This window comes from Faecalibacterium longum, from assembly GCF_040094125.1.
GTDB lineage: Bacteria > Bacillota > Clostridia > Oscillospirales > Ruminococcaceae > Faecalibacterium > Faecalibacterium longum.
Window position 1 is genome coordinate 151475 of record NZ_JBBNIH010000138.1, and the last position, 17979, is coordinate 169453.

16 protein-coding genes are annotated in these 17979 nt (G+C 60.2%); 3 read left to right on the forward strand and 13 right to left on the reverse strand.

Going from position 1 to position 17979, the window contains the following annotated elements:
• Positions 1-40: 40 nt before the first annotated feature.
• The 4 genes from AAAU26_RS08330 to AAAU26_RS08345 all read right to left on the reverse strand — a co-directional run bounded on the left by AAAU26_RS08330 (position 41) and on the right by AAAU26_RS08345 (position 3447).
• Entirely contained in the window at positions 41-1876 is a 1836-nt protein-coding gene (locus AAAU26_RS08330) for an SGNH/GDSL hydrolase family protein (protein ID WP_227618511.1), read from the reverse strand.
• A 19-nt stretch (positions 1877-1895) separates the two neighbouring features.
• On the reverse strand, positions 1896-2564 hold the full coding sequence (locus AAAU26_RS08335; protein ID WP_227618512.1) for an HAD hydrolase-like protein: 669 nt from the start codon (positions 2562-2564) through the stop codon (positions 1896-1898).
• 170 nt (positions 2565-2734) lie between these two features.
• A complete protein-coding gene (locus AAAU26_RS08340) occupies positions 2735-3070 on the reverse strand; it encodes an alpha-helical endospore appendage domain-containing protein (protein WP_158394526.1) in 336 nt (111 codons plus the stop codon).
• Between the two features lie 68 nt (positions 3071-3138).
• Entirely contained in the window at positions 3139-3447 is a 309-nt protein-coding gene (locus tag AAAU26_RS08345) for a YerC/YecD family TrpR-related protein (protein WP_227618513.1), read from the reverse strand.
• Positions 3448-4160: 713 nt separating this feature from the next.
• Between AAAU26_RS08345 and AAAU26_RS08350 the strand changes: the two genes are divergently transcribed.
• The gene (locus tag AAAU26_RS08350; protein ID WP_227618515.1) at positions 4161-5888 is read left to right on the forward strand and encodes a carbon starvation CstA family protein; all 1728 of its coding nucleotides are present in this window, start codon (positions 4161-4163) and stop codon (positions 5886-5888) included.
• 390 nt (positions 5889-6278) lie between these two features.
• Here the strand turns inward: AAAU26_RS08350 and tsf are convergent, their stop codons facing one another.
• From tsf to AAAU26_RS08370, 4 genes are all read right to left on the reverse strand, one after another.
• Positions 6279-7202: a translation elongation factor Ts gene (gene tsf / locus AAAU26_RS08355; RefSeq protein ID WP_227618516.1), complete on the reverse strand. Its 924-nt coding sequence runs from the start codon at positions 7200-7202 to the stop codon at positions 6279-6281.
• A 52-nt stretch (positions 7203-7254) separates the two neighbouring features.
• On the reverse strand, positions 7255-7977 hold the full coding sequence (rpsB, locus tag AAAU26_RS08360) for a 30S ribosomal protein S2 (protein WP_015563994.1): 723 nt from the start codon (positions 7975-7977) through the stop codon (positions 7255-7257).
• Between the two features lie 200 nt (positions 7978-8177).
• Positions 8178-10124 (reverse strand): LTA synthase family protein, encoded by a 1947-nt coding sequence (locus AAAU26_RS08365; protein ID WP_227618517.1) that lies wholly within the window; start codon positions 10122-10124, stop codon positions 8178-8180.
• A gap of 128 nt (positions 10125-10252) precedes the next feature.
• Positions 10253-10546, reverse strand: coding sequence for a PRC-barrel domain-containing protein (locus AAAU26_RS08370; protein ID WP_158394530.1), 294 nt, complete (start codon positions 10544-10546; stop codon positions 10253-10255).
• Between the two features lie 132 nt (positions 10547-10678).
• Between AAAU26_RS08370 and AAAU26_RS08375 the strand changes: the two genes are divergently transcribed.
• Positions 10679-11290: an HAD family hydrolase gene (locus AAAU26_RS08375; RefSeq protein WP_227618518.1), complete on the forward strand. Its 612-nt coding sequence runs from the start codon at positions 10679-10681 to the stop codon at positions 11288-11290.
• Positions 11291-11399: 109 nt separating this feature from the next.
• Here the strand turns inward: AAAU26_RS08375 and AAAU26_RS08380 are convergent, their stop codons facing one another.
• The 4 genes from AAAU26_RS08380 to AAAU26_RS08395 all read right to left on the reverse strand — a co-directional run bounded on the left by AAAU26_RS08380 (position 11400) and on the right by AAAU26_RS08395 (position 14475).
• A complete protein-coding gene (locus AAAU26_RS08380) occupies positions 11400-11558 on the reverse strand; it encodes a DUF1540 domain-containing protein (RefSeq protein WP_149793449.1) in 159 nt (52 codons plus the stop codon).
• A 72-nt stretch (positions 11559-11630) separates the two neighbouring features.
• The gene (locus tag AAAU26_RS08385) at positions 11631-12053 is read right to left on the reverse strand and encodes a flavodoxin (RefSeq protein WP_227618519.1); all 423 of its coding nucleotides are present in this window, start codon (positions 12051-12053) and stop codon (positions 11631-11633) included.
• Positions 12054-12231: 178 nt separating this feature from the next.
• Positions 12232-12987, reverse strand: coding sequence for a heparan-alpha-glucosaminide N-acetyltransferase (locus AAAU26_RS08390; RefSeq protein ID WP_227618520.1), 756 nt, complete (start codon positions 12985-12987; stop codon positions 12232-12234).
• 93 nt (positions 12988-13080) lie between these two features.
• Entirely contained in the window at positions 13081-14475 is a 1395-nt protein-coding gene (locus tag AAAU26_RS08395) for a uracil-xanthine permease family protein (RefSeq protein WP_227618521.1), read from the reverse strand.
• Positions 14476-14949: 474 nt separating this feature from the next.
• Here AAAU26_RS08395 and AAAU26_RS08400 point away from each other — a divergent pair, with 474 nt between their 5' ends.
• The gene (locus tag AAAU26_RS08400) at positions 14950-15774 is read left to right on the forward strand and encodes a hypothetical protein (protein WP_207675948.1); all 825 of its coding nucleotides are present in this window, start codon (positions 14950-14952) and stop codon (positions 15772-15774) included.
• Between the two features lie 385 nt (positions 15775-16159).
• On the opposite strand, the gene AAAU26_RS08405 is transcribed toward AAAU26_RS08400, so the two are convergent.
• Positions 16160-17692 (reverse strand): DUF3794 and LysM peptidoglycan-binding domain-containing protein, encoded by a 1533-nt coding sequence (locus AAAU26_RS08405; RefSeq protein ID WP_217208984.1) that lies wholly within the window; start codon positions 17690-17692, stop codon positions 16160-16162.
• Positions 17693-17979 lie beyond the last annotated feature (287 nt).

The window sequence follows — 17979 nt, forward strand, 5'->3', positions numbered from 1 at the left end:
GGCTCAGCCTATGCGGCTACGCAGAGGAAGGTGCGGGGCGTCATTCTGCCTTGCTTTCGGCTTCCTTGCTGGCGGAGGCTTCCGACTTGCTTTCGGCCTTGGACTCTGCTTTGCTTTCGGATTTGGATTCTGCTTCGCTCTCGGCCTTGGACTCAGCTTTGCTCTCAGTCTTGGATTCTGCCTTAGACTCGGCCTTGCTTTCGGACTCCGACTCTGCCTTGGAGCTGCCAGACGACGTACTGGACGATGCCGACGACGAACTGCTGGTGCTGTGGGAAGAGCTGCCCGAACTTGCAGAGGAAGAGGATGTACTGCCGGAAGAACCGGCATGGGACGAGGACGAACTGCTGGTGGAGCCGGACTCACTGGTCACACCGCTGCCGATGGTGATGGTCAGGGTGTTGCTGCTCACCTTGCAGTCGTTGTAGGTGACGACGGCATGGATCTTATAAGAAGCGTTGGCCATGGAGCTGTCCACCACCACAGTGATGCTGGACTTGCCGGCGGCCTGCGTGACCTCCTGACCGTTGGCGTACCAGCGCAGGTTCTCGGTCTTGGCGTACTTGCCGCTCAAGGCAGCCTTGAAGGTGTAGGAGCTGCCCACAGCGCCCTTGCCCTCGCTGGTGATGTGGACGGAGGCCGTGCCGAAGACTGCCGTGACGTCCAGATTCTGCTTGAAGTCGGTGTCGGTGCGGGTCTTGCTGGTGAGGCCGTCGCTCCACTTGACGAAGACATGGCCCTCCGCCGGGACAGCGGTCACGGTGATGGATTTGTCGGGGTCGGTGACGGTGTAGGTCACAGAGCTGTTGCCGGTGTCATTGCCGACGCTCAGAGTGCCGCCGCCGTTCTTGTCCACACGGTAGCGGGCCTCGTACTTTTTGTCCTCGCTGGTGCTCTCGCTGGAAGAGCTCTCCGAGCTGCTGGCGCTCTCGGCCTGACTCTCGCTGGAGCTGACAGCCTCCGAGCTGGGAGCGGCCACGGCGGAGCTGGGGTTGGAGACATACTCCATGGTGCGGGTGGGGATGTTGTTGGTGTCGGGGCGGCGGTCCTCGGTCTGCAGGGCGTGGGTGCGGAGATAGTTCAGCACTGCCTTGAGGCCGGCACTCTTGAGGTGGATGTCGCCGCTGGTGTAGTAGTCCGCGATGCCGTAGCCGTCGCTGCCCTTGAGGGCCTCGGCAGAGTTGAGGAAGCGGACGCCCAGCTGCTCGCACAGATCCAGAAGGGCCATGTTGAAGTCGTCGATCTTGGCCTGGTCCATGTGGGGGTAGTTGGAGTGGTCAGCCGGGACCGGCGGCACCGTGTTGACGATGATGTCGGTGTAGGGGTAGCTCTGCTGGATGGCCTGGATGAGGGCCGTGTAGTGGGCGATGAAGTCAGAGACTTCCATCCCGGTGTCGTTGGTGCCGAAGGTCATGACCACACGGCGGGGCTTCATCATGGCCACCGCCTGAGGGATGGTGTAGTGGTTGGAATCCTTCTTAAAGGTAACGATGCCCTCGCTGAGCGCTACCTGGGTGCCGATGCCCTCTTTGGCGCAGAACTGCTGCAGGGAGATGAGGCCGTTGTTATAGAGGCGGACGGTGTTGGAGTCGCCCAGAAAAAGGGTGTCGTTCAGATAGTCCGTGCCGGCGTCGGCGGTCTCCGTCAGCAGAGCGGTGGAGGCGTTGTCGATCTGGTAGTGGCCCGACAGGTCTTCGCCGGAGGTGGGGTCTGCCACAGACTCCGAGACGGAGGGGGCAGGCTCCTCCTTTTTGAGGAGGATGGTGGTGATGCCGAAGGTCAGCAGCACCGCCAGCACGCAGAGGATGCAGACCAGAACGGCCCGATGCTGCATGGGAGTCATGGTTTCGTTTTGTTGTTGTTTTTTTCGACTCATAGATTCAGTCCCTCTCGTTTCAGGAATGGGAAGGCTCGTCCGCCGGGCGGAGAGCCCAGTCCGTCAGCTCTTTGCAGTCAGCGGCCATGAAGACCGGCGCAAAGGGGGCGACCTCTTCCCTGCCGCCGTAGCCGTAGAGCACAGCGGCGGCGTCCAGGCCACAGTTCACAGCGCCCTGCATATCGTCCCGGCGGTCGCCCACCATCAGCACCCGCTTGCCCTGCATGACGGGCTGGGCGAGGACGTGGCGGATGACGTCGGTCTTGTTGTCGCGGCTCTCATCCATGGACGCACCGCCCACGAAGGAGAAGTAAGGCGCAAGGCCCTGCTCTTCGAGGATGGGCCTCACAACGTCGGTGGGCTTGCAGGTGGCCGTGCAGAGGGTCAGGCCCGCAGCCTTGAGACGGCCCAGCATCTCCACCACGCCGGGGTAGACACCGCCCTCGTGGCAGCCCTTGGCGGCGTAGCTCACGCGGTAGCGCTTCGTGGCCTCCTCAATTTTTGCAGGGTCGGAGAAATGCTCGCCGAAGCTCTTGCGGAGGGGCGGGCCGATGTAGCGGCCAAGGTCGCTCCGGGCGACGTCAACGCCCATGGAGCTGAAAACTTCTTCCAGTGTATTGAGAATGCCGGGGGCGGAATCGATGAGCGTACCGTCCACGTCAAACAGGATCGCATCGTAGTGCAGCAAGGTCAGGTTCCCCTTTCTCTTTGGATAAACATTATATAGTATAGCACAGATTTCGATATTCAGCAATTCCAACAAAACACTTTTCCGACTTTTATACATATTTTTAGGCAGCCCCGCCCCGGAAAGCAAAAACCGCCCACCCATTGCGGGCGGGCAGTCGCATTTTGACATCAGCTCTCGGTGGTGGTGCTGTTCCCCGTCGAGGGGTAGTAGAGGTTGTTGGCGATGAATTCCAGCTTCTCTTTCAGAACCAGCTCAAGGTTCGCCACGGCGTGGACCATGTTTGTGGCGGAGTCGTTGACTTCCAGCAGCTTGCACAGGTCCAGCTCCTCCATGCTGAGGGCGGCTTTCATCTTCTGGGTCTCGGCGCAGAGGATGTGGCTCAGGGCCGACTCCTGCAGAGCGATGCTCTCCATCAGGTCAACGACGGCCTGGTCGAAGGAAACTCTCGGCAACGCGGGGCAGCCGCAGGAAACGCAGGGGGTGCAGTTGGTGGTATCAGCCATAAGAAGGACCTTCCTTTCTATAATAGGAATCGGGCGCAGTCCATCCTATGTGCCTCGCCGCCCGGATGTCACTCCGGCTTTGCGCTCTTCTGTACCTTCTCGATGGTGTCGCGGTAGCCGCCGGAGCCGTACTGGATGCAGCGGTTGATGCGGCTGATGGTGGCGGTGCTGATCTCCACCGCCTTTACGATCTGGTCGTAGGTGCTGCCGTCGAGCAGGAGTTTGGCCGCTTCCAGACGCTGGGCCATATCGGAGATCTCCTTGACCGTGCAGAGGTCTTCGAAGAAGTTGTAGCACTCCTCCCTCGTCTCAAGACTCAGGATCGCGTCGAACAGTGCGTCGGTGGTGGGGTTTCTTCTGGGGTTCTTGTCCGCCATAGCTGCCTCCTTTAGGGCAAAGTGCCGCAGGGTGCGGCAGGGGGTCTTTCTATTACTCTGTTACTTTAGCACTTGAAAGTATAAAAGTCAAGTATTCGGTCTTTCTTTCCGGAAGTTTAGCAGATTTCACCTGTGGAGGCATTCAGTTTTATTCATCTCACATCTGAACAAAAATCGCCTAAATTTTCTTAGTTTCTCCCCCGCAAAAATGGCACAGTCTCCTAACTTGCCCAAAATATATTGACAAATTATGAAATCGGGACTAAAGTATACACAATCATTCGGCAAATGCAATGAACAGGACATGACTTTTCGCATTCCCTGCGCTCAGAGAGCCGCCATTCCGGTGCAAGACGGCAGCACAGTGCGATCAGCCCTCACCTGCGAGCAGCCTGTGCGAACCCGCTTGCGGCAGTAGTGCATGGCCGTTCAGCCCACGTTACAGGGCGGCGTATCGGCGGCAGGAACGCCTGTACGCGCAAGCGGCTGCTCCCGAAAGCAGCAAACGAAGTGGTACCGCGGAGAACGACCGGTGCAGATGCACCGTTTGGCCTTCGTCTTCGAGGAAGATGGGATACATTTTTGTGTCTCTATCTTTCATGAGGACGGAGGCTTTTTTCACCCCTCCGGGCCGTTTCGCCTGCCCTGCTTTTGGGCACAGCCGTCCTGCTTCGGCCATTGCCGGTGTGAAAGAAAGGAAAGAGGTAAAAGAAATGAATACGCTGGTCATCGTTTTGATCGCAGCCGTGTGTCTGTTCGGCGCTTATACGCTGTATGGCCGCTGGCTGGCCAACAAGTGGGGCATCGACCCCACCGCCAAGACCCCCGCAGTCGTCCACGAGGATGGCCGTGACTATGTCCCCACCAACGGCTGGACCGTGTTTGCACACCAGTTCAGCTCCATCGCCGGTGCAGGCCCTGTCACCGGTGCCATCCAGGCTGCTGCTTTCGGCTGGCTGCCTGTCCTGCTGTGGGTGCTGCTGGGCGGCATCTTCTTCGGCGCTGTCACCGACTTCGGCGCTCTGTACGCTTCCGTCAAGAACGACGGCAAGAGCATGGGCATGCTGATCGAGAAGTACATCGGCAAGACCGGCCGCAAGCTGTTCCTGCTGTTCTGCTGGCTGTTCTGCGGCATCGTCATTGCAGCGTTTGCTGACATGGTGGCCGGAACCTTCAACGCCTTCGGTGCCGACGGTGCTCTGGTGGAGGCTGCGCAGACCAACGGCGCTGCCGGTATGGTCTCCATCATGTTCATGGTCTTCGCTGTCGTCTTCGGCCTCATCCAGAAGAAGTTCAACTTCTCCGGCTGGAAAGAGAGCGTCATCAGCATCGTTTTCATCGTGCTGTCCTTCGTCATCGGTGCGAACCTGCCCATCATTCTGGGCAAGGCTGCATGGAGCTACATCACCTTCGTCTACATCTTCTTTGCCGCAGTTCTGCCCATGTGGCTGCTGAAGCAGCCCCGTGACCACATGACCACCTTTATGTTCGTGGCCATGATCGCCGGCGCTGTGGTCGGCCTGCTGGTCGCTCATCCCACCATGAACCTGCCCGTCTTCACCGGTTTCACCAACGAGAAGCTGGGTACCATGTTCCCCATCCTGTTCGTCACCGTGGCCTGCGGTGCTGTCTCCGGCTTCCACAGCCTCGTCTCTTCCGGCACTTCCTCCAAGACCGTCGAGAACGAGAAGGATATGCTGAAGGTCGGCTATGGCGCCATGATCCTCGAGAGCCTGCTGGCTGTTCTGGCTCTGTGCGTCGCCGGTGCTGCTGCCGCTGCTGACGGCACCCCCGCCGCCGGCACTCCCTTCCAGATCTTCAGCCGCGGCGTCGCCGGTTTCTTTGAGATGTTCGGTGTCCCCGCTTATGCCGCTACCGTCTTTATGACCATGTGCGTTTCCGCACTGGCTCTGACCAGTCTGGATGCCGTGGCCCGTATCGGCCGCATGAGCTTCCAGGAGCTGTTCAGCGTGGACGACATGGAGCACGCTGAGGGCTGGCGCAAGCTGCTCTGCAACGTCTACTTCTCCACCTTCATCACTCTGGTGTTCGGCTTCATCCTGACCAAGATCGGCTACGCCAACATCTGGCCCCTGTTCGGTTCTGCAAACCAGCTGCTGAGCGCTCTGGTCCTGTCTACCTTGTGCGTCTTCCTGAAGGTCACCGGCCGCAGCAACAAGATGCTCTTCCCCCCGCTGGTCATCATGCTCTGCGTCACCTTCACCGCTCTGGTGCAGCGTCTCATGGCTATGGTCAAGGCCATCAGCAATGCCGCTGCTGTCACCATCCCTGCCGGTGAGACCACTTGGGGCGCTGTGTTCATCGCCAACGGCCTGCAGCTCATCCTGGCTGTGCTGCTGATCGTTCTGGGCCTGAACATCGTGTTCCACTCCTTCTCCGCCTACAAGAAGGCAGAGCACAACAGCGAGGCCAAGGCCTGATCCATTGACCGCTGCTGACTGAATAAGCAAAACGCCGCTGACGGCTTCTGAACCGTCGGCGGCGTTTTTGTTTGCTCTTATTGTGTGGTGGTGATGGTTTTCCCCTGCTCTGGCTGGATACGCGGCAATGCGGGGTGTCGTCCGGTGCGTAGATGGAGTCGGTAGTTTCTCTGAGGACCGTCCGCTGGGGTGGGACCCTGTTGCCGAAGGCAATAGGGCGGGCGATGGAATGGCCCGAACCGTGTCCGAAGAGAAAGCTACCGACTCCTGTATAGCTGTCGTGGAGCAATACATCCATCCTCAGTTTCCCTTACAAACACCAACAAAAAGAGCCGCAGCGCCCTGTTACAGGCACTGCGGCTTTCTTCAACTTTAGCAGTAGAAGCTGGCTTACTTCACCATGCTTGCGACTTCAGCAGCGAAGTCGTCAGAACGCTTCTCCAGGCCCTCGCCCTTGACGAAGTGGGTGAACTTGATGACCTTGATCTCGCCGCCCAGGTCCTTTGCGACCTTGGCAGTGTACTGACCAACGGTCATGTCGCTGTCCTTGACGAACTCCTGATCGACCAGGCAGTTCTCCTTGAAGTACTTCTTGATCTTGCCCTCGATCATCTTCTGCTTGACAGCGTCGGGCTTGTTGGCGTTCTTCGGGTCGTTAGCCATCTGAGCGAGGAGGATCTCCTTCTCCTTGGCGACGACCTCAGCGGGGACAGCAGCCTCATCGACGTAGCTGGGGTTGGCAGCTGCGACCTGCATGGCAACATCCTTGCCGTATGCAGCGAACTCGTCCTTAGCCTCGATGCCGTTGGTGGTCTCGAAGTTGACCAGGATGCCGTGGGTGCCGCCGCCGTGGACGTATGCAGAGCAGACGCCCTCGTAACGGACGAAACGGCGAACCTTGATGTTCTCCTTGATGACCAGGATGAGGTTCTTCAGAGCCTCATCGACGGTCTCGCCGCTCTCGGTCTTGCATGCCATCAAAGCCTCGACATCAGCGGGGTTCTGCTTCATGATGACCTTGGTGGCCTCCTTGACGAAGGCAACGAACTTGTCGTTCTTGGCGACGAAGTCGGTCTCGGCGTTGACCTCGATGACGACGCCCACCTTGCACTCGGGGCAGTAATCGGCGTAGACCATGCCCTCGGCAGCCACGCGGCTTGCCTTCTTGGCGGCGGTAGCCAGACCACGCTCACGCAGGATCTCGATCGCCTTCTCGAAGTTGCCGTCAGCCTCGGTCAGAGCCTTCTTGCACTCCATCATGCCGCAGTCGGTCTGCTTGCGCAGTTCCATAACGTCCTTTGCAGTAATAGCCATTTTGGTATTCTCCCTTACACAGTATTTGTTGGTTTGTGAGAATTTCGGGAAATCAGGCGTTTGCTGCGTCCTCAGCGGGAGCGGCCTCCTGGTTGCCCTGCTTGCCTTCCAGCACAGCGTCAGCCATAGCGCCAGCGATCAGCTTGACAGCGCGGATAGCGTCGTCGTTGCCGGGGATGACGTAGTCGATCTCGTCGGGGTTGCAGTTGGTATCAACGATAGCAACGATGGGGATGTTCAGCTTGCGAGCCTCAGCAACAGCGATGCGCTCCTTGTGGGGGTCAACGATGAACATGGCCTTGGGCAGGGTCTTCATGTTCTTGACGCCGCCGAGGTACTTGTCCAGCTTCTCCATCTCCAGCTCGAGCTTGGCCACTTCCTTCTTGGGCAGCAGCTCGAAGGTGCCGTTGTCCTTCATGTTCTGCAGCTGAGCCATACGGTCGATGCGCTTGCGGATGGTGCGGAAGTTGGTCAGCATACCGCCCAGCCAGCGAGCGTTGACGTAGTGCATGCCGCAGCGCAGAGCCTCGTCACGGATGGACTCCTGAGCCTGCTTCTTGGTGCCGACGAACAGGATGTCGCCGCCCTCAGCTGCAACTTCCTTCACGTAGTTGTAAGCCTCGTCCAGCTTCTTGACGGTCTTCTGCAGGTCGATGATATAGATGCCGTTGCGCTCGGTGAAGATATACTTCGCCATCTTGGGGTTCCAGCGGCGGGTCTGGTGACCAAAGTGAACGCCTGCCTCGAGAAGCTGCTTCATAGAAACGACTGCCATAGTAAAATTACCTCCAAAATTTGTTTTGCCTCCGCACACCGTGATCTGCCGCCGTATCGGACGGTTGCAGACTGCCCTCCACCCTCCCGGGCACAAAAGGGCATAGTGATGCGTGTGTAATGCTAAGTAATAATAGCACAAACCTCTGGCCGTTGCAAGGGGTTTTCGTGCTTTTTTCTAAAAAGAATCGTAGTTTTTCGTCAATCTGCGCCCTCGGCGATGCTCTCGAGGCCCATCCGGCTCAGGGCATAGCCTTTGCCGAACATGAGGTCGTACTGGAGCAGCCAGTGCTCATCGCTCCACTTCTGCTGCAAGGGGGTCAGCTCGTTCGAGGCGGTGCCGTCCTTTTCCAGGATGGTGCCGCGGGTGTTGGCCCGATAGGCGGCCCGGAGCTGACGGCCAAGGAACTGGAAGTAGGCGGGCTGACGCAGGCCGAACAGCTCCATCATCACCGGCGAGATGTCGTAGGCGGCGATGGTGCCGAGGTCAACCGCGCGGTCGGAGTAGTTCGACCACATCAGCAGGGTGGTCTGATGGAGGCGGGGGTCGGCGCTGGAGCCGCTGGCATAGCCGCTGCGGGTGTAGATGTCGTAATTGGAATCGATAGGGTTGTAGTGGTCGCCCCAGAACACGAGGATGACCGGCTCGTCCACCTGCGAGAAGTAGTCCGTCAGCCTGCCCAGCATGGCGTCGGCGTCCCGGATGCCGGTGGCAAAGTCTTCCAGCGCACCCACGGTGCTGGCCTTGAGGCCCGCCGGGGCTTCGGTGACTTTCACCCGCTGGTCATCGGGGTAGTTATCCTTATTATAATTGGTATGGTTCTGCATGGTGACGGCGTGGAGGAAGACGGGGGCGTCGGACTGGGCCTTCATGGTCTCGTACTGGCCGATGATCTGGTCTGCCATGGAGTCGTCGGTGACGAGGCCGGTGGTCCAGTAGTGGCGGCGCACCTTCTGGACGCCGTGCATCTTCTCGAGGCTGATGAAGTCGTCGAGGCCGAGGTTGGGGTAGGCCGTGTCGCGGCTCCAGTATCTGGCCCAGAAGCAGTGGACCGCCGCCGTCTGATACCCTTCGGTCTTGAGGTAGCTGGGCAGGGCGAACATGGGTTTCGTCACGTGCTGCTGGTAGGGCTTGCTGCCGCTGGGCAGATAGGACACCGAGTAGCCCGTCAGGGCCTCGAACTCCACATCACAGGTGCCGCCGCCGAAGCTGGGGCTGTAGACCCGGCCATAGGCGCTGGTCTGCTGCAGAGCGTGGAGGTTGGCCGAGACGTCGGTGTCGAACTGGAAGCCGTACTGTTCCAGCTCCGAGACGTCCCAGTAGGACTCGTCCATCACGTAGAGGATGGTGGGCTGCTTCACCTGTTCGTCTGCCGGGGTCTGGGCGGCGTAGGAGCCGGGGTAGACCGGGCCGGTGGTGTACTTCTCCCCTGCCTCCACGTTGTCGAGGATGGCGTTGATGGCCTCCTCCGAGTAAGCCTCGGGCTTATCGATCTCCAGATTCGTCAGGTTGGTGAGGAAGCTGGTGATGACGCCGTAATAGCGGTAGTAGCGGTCCTGCATCCATGCGTCGGGCAGGATGCCCAGCGACTGGGTGACGGCAGGCTGCAAAAACACCCCGAAGATGAGGGCGCAGGTGGCCGCTGTGCTGGCCGCGAAGCCCGCCAGACGCTGCACCCACGGCAGCTTCTGACGCCCCCGGTAGAGGAAGAAGGAGCCGACGGTCAGAGCCAGCACCACGACGCCGGAGACGACCATGCTCTTCTGGACGTGGATGCCCGCCGCGGAGGCCACGCCGGCCGCCTCGGACACCTGCATCAGGTCCCACGGGAGGAAGGGCTCGCCCCGGAGCTGCAGGATGTAAAAGTCCACCGTGGCGGGCAGACAGCCCAGCAGGGCCGACAGGAGGGTGGCCAGCGGGGCGAAGCGGGTGAGCCAGTCCACCGCCATCCAGACGAGGAAGAGCAGCCCCCACGCCAGCAGATAGGCTTCTGCGTGGGGGAAGATGTACTGCACAAAGGTATCTCCGCTCAGGGCGCCGCGGGCGATGTACTCGGTGAGCACCAGAAACAAAAGGGTGGCCACAGGCGGAAACAGCAGCCGCGCCCCATGCAGCCGGAGGGACGCAGCACTCGGATGGTGTGTCATAAAGAAGTTCCTTTCACTTCTGCGTTTTTCTTATTATTTGAGGCGGCAGACTCCGCCCCAGTCCTCTATTATAATCCTCCCGCCTCCAAAATCCAGACCTGACGGGCAAAAAAACGGGTGAAAATCTTTCATCCGTTCAGCCACTGATGCAATTTATCCAGCAGTCCCCCGTGGGAGGGCGGCGGGGCGGGGATGTCCGTCCGCACGAGGATGGCGTCCAGACCGATGCGCTCGATGTCGGCCCACGGGATGGTCAGGGTCTCGTCCCGGCCCAGCAGCCCGAAGAGCCGGGGCCGCCCCAGCAGAAGCAAACTCCCGATGCGGGCCGTGTCGGCGTCCAGCTCCACATCGTCCACCCGGCCAAGGCAGGCTCCGTCCTTCAGCTGGACGACTTCCTTGCTGCACAGCTCCCGAAAGGTCATCTCCCCCGCCCCCTTACAGTCCCATCCTATGCCGGGGCGGGCCGGACGATGCAAAAGGGCTGGAAAATACTGCCCCGGATGTGCTATACTGGGCGCAGTGCGATCCCAACTTTTTTTTAAGAGGTATCATCGATGTATAAAAATATCGTGTTCGACTTCGGCGGCGTCATGGTGGATTTCGACCCCCACAAGTACCTCATCGACCTGTTCGGGAACCGGGGGCTGGAAGAGGAGGTCTACGACCTGACCTTCGGCAGCAGAGAATGGCGGCTGCTGGACGCGGGCCGCATCACCCGCCGGGAGGCCAACGAGCGGATGCTCGAGCGGGCCAGGGCCGTGGGCCGGGGCTTCGAGGTGGAGGGCGTGCTGGACGACTGGATGAGTATGCTCCGTCCCCGCCGCCGGATGCAGACGCTGGTGGAGCAGCTCAAGCAGCGCGGCTACTGCGCCTACTACCTGAGCAACATCCCCGAGGACGTTCTGGACCTGCTGATGCACCGGGACTTCGAGGGCCTCTTCGACGGCGGCGTGGCCTCCTGCGAAGTGAAGATCAACAAGCCCGACCCCCGCATCTATCAGGCCCTGCTGGACAAGTACCATCTCCGGGCCGATGAGTGCATCTTCATCGACGACCGGGCCGACAACCTCGTAGCCGCCAGCGCTCTGGGCTTCGGCATCTACGAGATGCACAACGTCGGCACCCTGCTGCGCAGCCTGCCCACCTTCGGCGTCAGCCTCCACTAGAGAAGCCGTTTTCATAAGCATTGCACACCGCCTATGAAAACAGCTTCTAACAGCAAAAGACCCCTGCCCGGCAAGGCCGTCGGGCAGAGGTCTTTTTGTTGCGCAGTGCTTACTTCTTCTCGTAGCTCTGGCAGTAGTGCGGGATGTCCACCTGCTGAGAAGAGCAGGTGCAGCGCTCCGTCACCGTGATCTCGGGCAAGTCACACTTGCAGCTCCCCACGTTGTGGCGGCACTCGCAGACATCACAGCGGACACCTGTGTTTTCCATTCATTCATCACCTCTTTGTCCCTAGGTTGCCCCAAAGACGCGGGATGATGCAGGATGGGCCGGTGTTATTTTTTACCAGTTGGCCAGATCAGCGCCCAGCTTGCGGCAGGCAGCCTGAACGTCGTCGTCGGGCGTTTCGTTGCAGACGAGGCCCTCGTCGCTGAACAGCTGTGCGCCGTCCTCTTTGGCGCGCTCGCACCAGTCGCGCATCCACTGGCCGTCGCCCCAGCCGTAGGAGCCGAACAGAGCCACCTTCTTGCCGTTCAGAGAGCCTTCGAGGCCCGCGAACATCGGCTCGAACTCGCTCTCCTCCAGCTGCTCAGCGCCCATGGCCGGGCAGCCGAAGGCCACCACGTCATACTCGCCCAGCTTTGCTGCGTCCATCTCGGCGCAGGGGACGATGGTGGCGGCAGCGCCTGCACCCTCCGCGATGCAGTTTGCCATGGTCTCGGTGTTGCCGGTCGCGCTCCAGAATACGATTGCTACTTTGCTCATAATATTCAGCCTCACTTTTGATTTATTGGGTTAGCTGCTTCTAACATTTTGCTCCATAAAAATGCGTCGGAAGCAGGCTCAGACGCATCTCTTTAGTTAGGTTTCTCTAACCGTCCATAGGATACCACAGCGCCGCTGCTTTGTCAAGCGGTCACAGAGGCTAACTTTTCCAGAAGTTTTACCCCGCTCTCACCAGCCGGAACGCCACCGTCAGCACCCCCAGGATGACCGGCTGATGGAGCAGATAGAGCACCAGCGAGTGACGGCCCATCCAGCCCAGCGGCGGGCAGACCGACCTGCGCAGCGGCGCGAGGCGTCCGCGGCCCACGAGGTGGTGGAGGAAGTACCCCGCCCAGAACAGAAACAGCCAGGGCAGCAGCGGGAAATAGTCGGTGGAGAAAAAGCTCTTCGGCATGAAGCCCAGATAGGCCGTGGTGTAGCTGGCGTAGAGGGCCTGCGGCAGGGCCAGACGCCCGCCCGGCAGGTTCCAGAAGCCGTTCATCGTCGGGTAGGTCACCCAGAACAGCAGGGCGCTGACGGCCACGCCCACGGCGGGCGGGACGCGGCGCAGCAGCGGGTCCAGCGCGGCGGTGAGGAGCATGGACGAGCCCAGCAGAGTCAGCACCCCGAACCACACCACGTCCTCGGGCAGGAAGAGCAGGGTGACGGCTGTGACCAGCGCCCCTGCCCCGAAGACGACGGCTCCCCGCCGGAACGGATGATGCCCCAGCGGCAGGCAGAAGCCCGAAAGCAGGATGAAGACCCAGCAGATGCTCTGCTGCCACACAAAGCCCGGGCGTCCGGTGTACCACTTCTGGGCCACGCCGAAGAGGAACACCACGTCCCACATCCCGTGGTAGAGCATCATGCTGATGAGGTCGAGTCCCCGCAGCTCGTCCAGAAGACGATAGCGGGCGGCAGTTTGCAGTTCCATAGAGTCCTCCTTCCCTCTTACTGATAGGACTGGGGAAATTATAGCACAAAAAGACCTCCCTGCAAAGACAGGGAGGCCGCAGTGGTTCAACGCTTACTTCTCATCGCGGGGCAGCAGGCAGTTGAGCAGGATGGCCACGAAGGCAGCAGGCACGATGCCGCTCTCACCGCAGATGAGCTGGACGAACTGGGGGGTGTTGGCAAGGATCTTGGCGTTTGCACCCATGCCGTAGCCCACGCCCAGCGCCACAGAGACGATGGTCAGGGTGCGGGGAGTCATCTTCTCCTTGGTGATGAGCTGGATGCCCGACACCACGATGGAGGAGAACATCATGACGGCAGCGCCGCCCAGAACGGCCTGCGGCATGATGGAGATGAGTGCGCCCAGCTTGGGGATGAGGCCGCAGAGCATCAGGAAGATGGCACCGGTGGCCAGTGCGCCCCGGTTGACCACCTTGGTCATGGCCACGAGGCCCACGTTCTGGCTGAAGGAGGTGTTGGGCAGGACGCCGAAGCAGGCGGCGACGGTAGAGCCGAGGCCGTCGCAGATGATGCCGCCGCTCAGCTCCTTATCGGTGGCCTCGCGGCTCATGCCGCCCTCCATGACGCCGGAGATGTCGCCCACCGTCTCCACGGCGGTGACGATGAACATGATCATGACGGGCAGGATGGCGCGGAGGTCGAAGACGATCTTGACCGGCACCAGCTTCGGGATGGCGAACCAGCTGGCCTCAGCGACCTTGTTCCAGTTCAGCACCCATGCTTTGGTGAACTCCACGCCGTCGGCGGTGACGCCGGTGGTGGGCAGGACGAAGCCCATGACGATGGCTGCCAGATAGCCCGCGACGATGCCCACGAGGATGGAGGAAGAGCTGAGGAATCCCTTGGTCCAGTGCTTGAAGAGGAGGATGACCACCAGCACGAAGACGGCCAGCAGCAGGTTTTCCACCGAGCCGAAGTCCTTGGCTGCGTTGCCGCCGCCGAAGGAGTTGACGCCCACGGAGATGAGGGACAGGCCGATGGACAGCACGACCGTGCCGGTGACCACCGGCGGGAACAGCTTGCGCAGGGGCTTCAGAAAGACGCCCAGCACGCTCTCGAACAGGCCGCCCAGAATGGATGCGCCCATCATGGCGCCGTAGGCCGTGACGTCGCCGCCCATGGTGGCAGCCACGCTGTTGAACACGCCCAGAAAGCCCGAGCTGGTACCCATGATGATCGGCACTTTGCCGCCCACAGGGCCGAGGCCGTACAGCTGCACCAGCGTGACGATGCCCGCCACGAACATGGCGTTCTGCAGCAGGCTCACCTGCAGGTCTGCGAACTCACCGCCCGCGAGGCCGCAGGCGCTGGTGATGATGAGCAGCGGGGTGAGGTTGCCCACGAACATGGCGAACACGTGCTGCAATCCCAGCGGGACAGCGTGGCGCAGCGGCATTTTCGCCTCAAACTCATATGCCGAATTTTCCAGTTCAGCGCTTTTTATCATATCCTGGCTCCTTTACTTCACTTCAGGTTTTTGTAACAAGCATAGAAAATTATAGCAGACCGGAACCGGGAACGGTAGGGCTTTTTCGAGTTTTTATTCATATTTTCGTCATAAGTCGTACTTATGGAGCTTGCCCTCTCAGTCTCACTTCGTTCGACAAGGCCGGGTTGCGGCTCGTGGCATCGCTTCCTGTATCTTTTTGCCGAAGTTTATGGTATACTTATTTTGCACGCGGTGGAAACGCTGCTGCGCTCCCGGGCAAAGCCGGAGTGAATCAGCCGACAAACGGCAGATCTGTTTTGGCAGGGGCTTCGGTCAGGATGGCCAGAACCTCGGGGACCAGATCAGGGTACTGCCGCAGGATAGCAAGGATCTCTTCATTTGTCATCATGCCAAAGCGCTCCTTTTTGTTGTATTTATAATTTTATGTTACAACAGCTATAAGCTGAAATCAAGAGGAAAGAGGCAAATCAAATGAAAATTACAGAAAAATGCAAAGTTATTGTGGCAGGCAGCCTTGTGGCCGCTCTGATGGCAGGTACTGCATTGCCTGCGCTGGCCGCCAGCCCCGCCGGGGACGTTCCCTTTGCGGTGCTCGCGCAGCAGAATAGTGCTGTGACCCCGGAGCAGGTAGAAGCGCTGATCAGCCAGATCGGTACTGTCACGCGCAGCAGACGCGCGGCAATCGTGGCCGCTTTGGATGCCTATAACCAGTTGGATGATGCAGGAAAAGCTGCTGTCACCAATTTTGGTGTGCTGGCAGAAGCACAGCAGATTCTTGGTATTCAGGATGCACTTGCAAAGTGCAATGTCAACTACGATGCAGTAGAAGACTGCTGGGCGATTACAACCCCGCATGATGACAGCATCGATAAGCGCAAGACGTGTGGCATTGGCCCCAACCTTTATATCTGGGACAAGGGGAACACTATTGTTTTCTGGGAAGATTTTACTTACATGGGCTCTTCCGAGCTGGATATCGATGACATCATTCTGCGCGGTGGAGATTATAAGTACACTTACATTTGCGATTATGATAACTCCGGTTATGGATACGACAAAGAGCTTGGTAAATGGTTTGCATGGGCCACCTTTGAAATGGAAGACAGTGAAGTCGAATGGTTGCGAAACCTTTTGAGTGCCGATACCGTTATCATGCGTTTCGAGGGAACGGATTATAGCAAGTTTGATTACACATGGACGGTGCAGGACCGGCAGGCAATCACCGATATTATTGACCTCTATAATCTTCTGAAAGCAGTTACACCGGAAGTGCGTGAAAAAGCACTGCGTAACTAATACGTTCGGCCTAGGGAATAGAAGCTTGGAAGAAAAAGTCTCTTCATGCCAGTGAACAGGAGCGTTCCCGATGTGGCGCAGAAGAGAAAAGACTGGAACGGCCTTATATGATGAAAGCGGATGCAATATGGATATGACAAGAAGGAGCCCGGGTTGCGGATCCTCCCTGCTTCCGCCGCTGGCGGCGGTCGTCGCCGTTGCAAGTGGCTTGACCGGTACAACGATGACCGTAAGCCCAACTAAATGAAAAGCCCCCTTGGAGGTAGCGACTCCGAGGGGGTTTTTCCTTTTTGGGGTGACAATCTTGACCCTTGACATTCCTGACTTTAGGATACCCGATCCCCCCGCAAAAGTCAAGCGCTGTGCGGAAAGTTTACAACTTCGCTCACACCCCCGGCACAAGCAGTCTCCGCGCCTCGTCGAGGCGGGCGGTGCCGTCGGGGAGGTCGTTGGCGGCCAGCATCTGGCCGGGCGAGACGTGGTAGCGCCGGGCGATGGCGAACAGCTCCTCCCCCGGCTGGGCGTAGCAGATGCGGAGCGACACCTCCGGGTCGGCGGGGGCGAGGGGGTCGCCCAGCTCCACCGCCCCCACGAGAGAGGCCGTCTGCCGCGCCAGCACCGCGCCCTCGGCCCGGACGGTAAGGGACACATCCAGCGCGCCGCCTGCGCTGGCGCATTGCAGGTCCTGAACGCTCAGCCAGCACTCGGGGTAGGCGTCGGCATCCTCGGGCAGGTCGGCGGGGAGAGGCAGGGCATAGTCCAGCGCCTTTTCGTAGCACTCCATCTCCCCGAGGGTATTTTCCGCAAAGGCCGACACCACGGCCCGGGCCGTCAGGACGGCTCTCCCCTCCTGCCGCGTCAGGCTCACCGGCCCGAAGGACGCGAAGCAGGCCAAAATATGCGCTCCTGCGTCGGGCAGAGGGCCGGAGCCTCGCAGCACCGTCGTCTCGTCCAGCGCGCAGAGCAGCGACTCGGTGGCGAGAGTCTGGGGCGTGAGGGTCGTCTCGAAGCGGGTGGAGAAGGCATCGGCCACGCATTGGAGCTGGTAGGGACGCCAGCCGCTCAGCCGCAGCATCGCCGTGGCCGTGAGGGTGGTGGAGGCAGAGCCGTCCTCGGTGGTCTCCCCTTCTGCCGCCGCAAAGCCCACCGGCTCCAGCACGCAGAGGCAGCGGCAGTCCTCGCTGAGGCCGTCTGCATCCAGGATCTGGTTGAAGGGCAGGTCGGCGGTCTGGCTGCGGAGGGCGGCGTCCCCTTCGGCCCGCCATGCGCAGAGGACATGCAAAACCCCCTTCGCCACGGCCTTGCCCTGCATCCGCTTCAGCTCCCGCACCTCGGCGGTGCCGGTGATGTCGAGGATGGCGGCGGGAGGCTTCGGGAAGGTCAGCGCCCCCTCGATGGTCACGAGCTTTTCGAGGGTGGCGGCCCGCCGCACCCCTGCCAGCGTGACCGGCTTCTGCTCGATGCCGCCCTCGCTGAGGGCCGTGATGACCTCGGTGGACAGCTGGGCGTGGACGCTCACCACCAGCCCGTAGGCCCCCCGCACCTCGATGCGGCGGGGGTTGACGGCCCGGCAGTTGAGGTATTCGGTCTGGCCCTCGACGCAGGCTGTCCACGCCGTGGCCGCAAAGCTGGGCAGCTCGAGGGCCTTGGTGAAGGGCAGCTTCTGCTCGGTCTGGCACAGCCCCGCCCCCTCTTCGCCCTGATAATACACGGTACAGCGCAAATATCCTTCCAGCGTCAGCCGCCCGGGGGCCAGCTGCTTTTGCAGCACCACCGGCTTTGCGAAGCACTTGACGATGCGCTGCACCGGCGGCAGATAGTCCGAGATCAGTAGTTCGGTCTCGAGGGGCAGCTCCGCCTTGGCGGTGCAGTCCGCACCCGCCGCAGGCAGAACGTCCCGGAACACTTTCAGCTCCATGGTGATGCTCCTTTCCTGTCCTTGCTCTGATGAGAGTATATGCGGGGTGGGAAGGGAGCAGAACAAAAATCCCCCTTGGAGGTCGCAGCTCCTTGGGGGATTTCCATTACGGCAGATTTGTTTATTTCTATATCTTTTGTCGAAAATCTATGTTATAATTGGTTTGCGGCCTTGCCCGCCCATTTTATTAAAGGAGCCCGGGTTGCGGCACCCAGCGTCTGCTTCGCTGCCGCTCGCATCCTGCTGGCCGCGGCCCCAACAGCTCCTCCCTGTTTCCGCCACTGGCG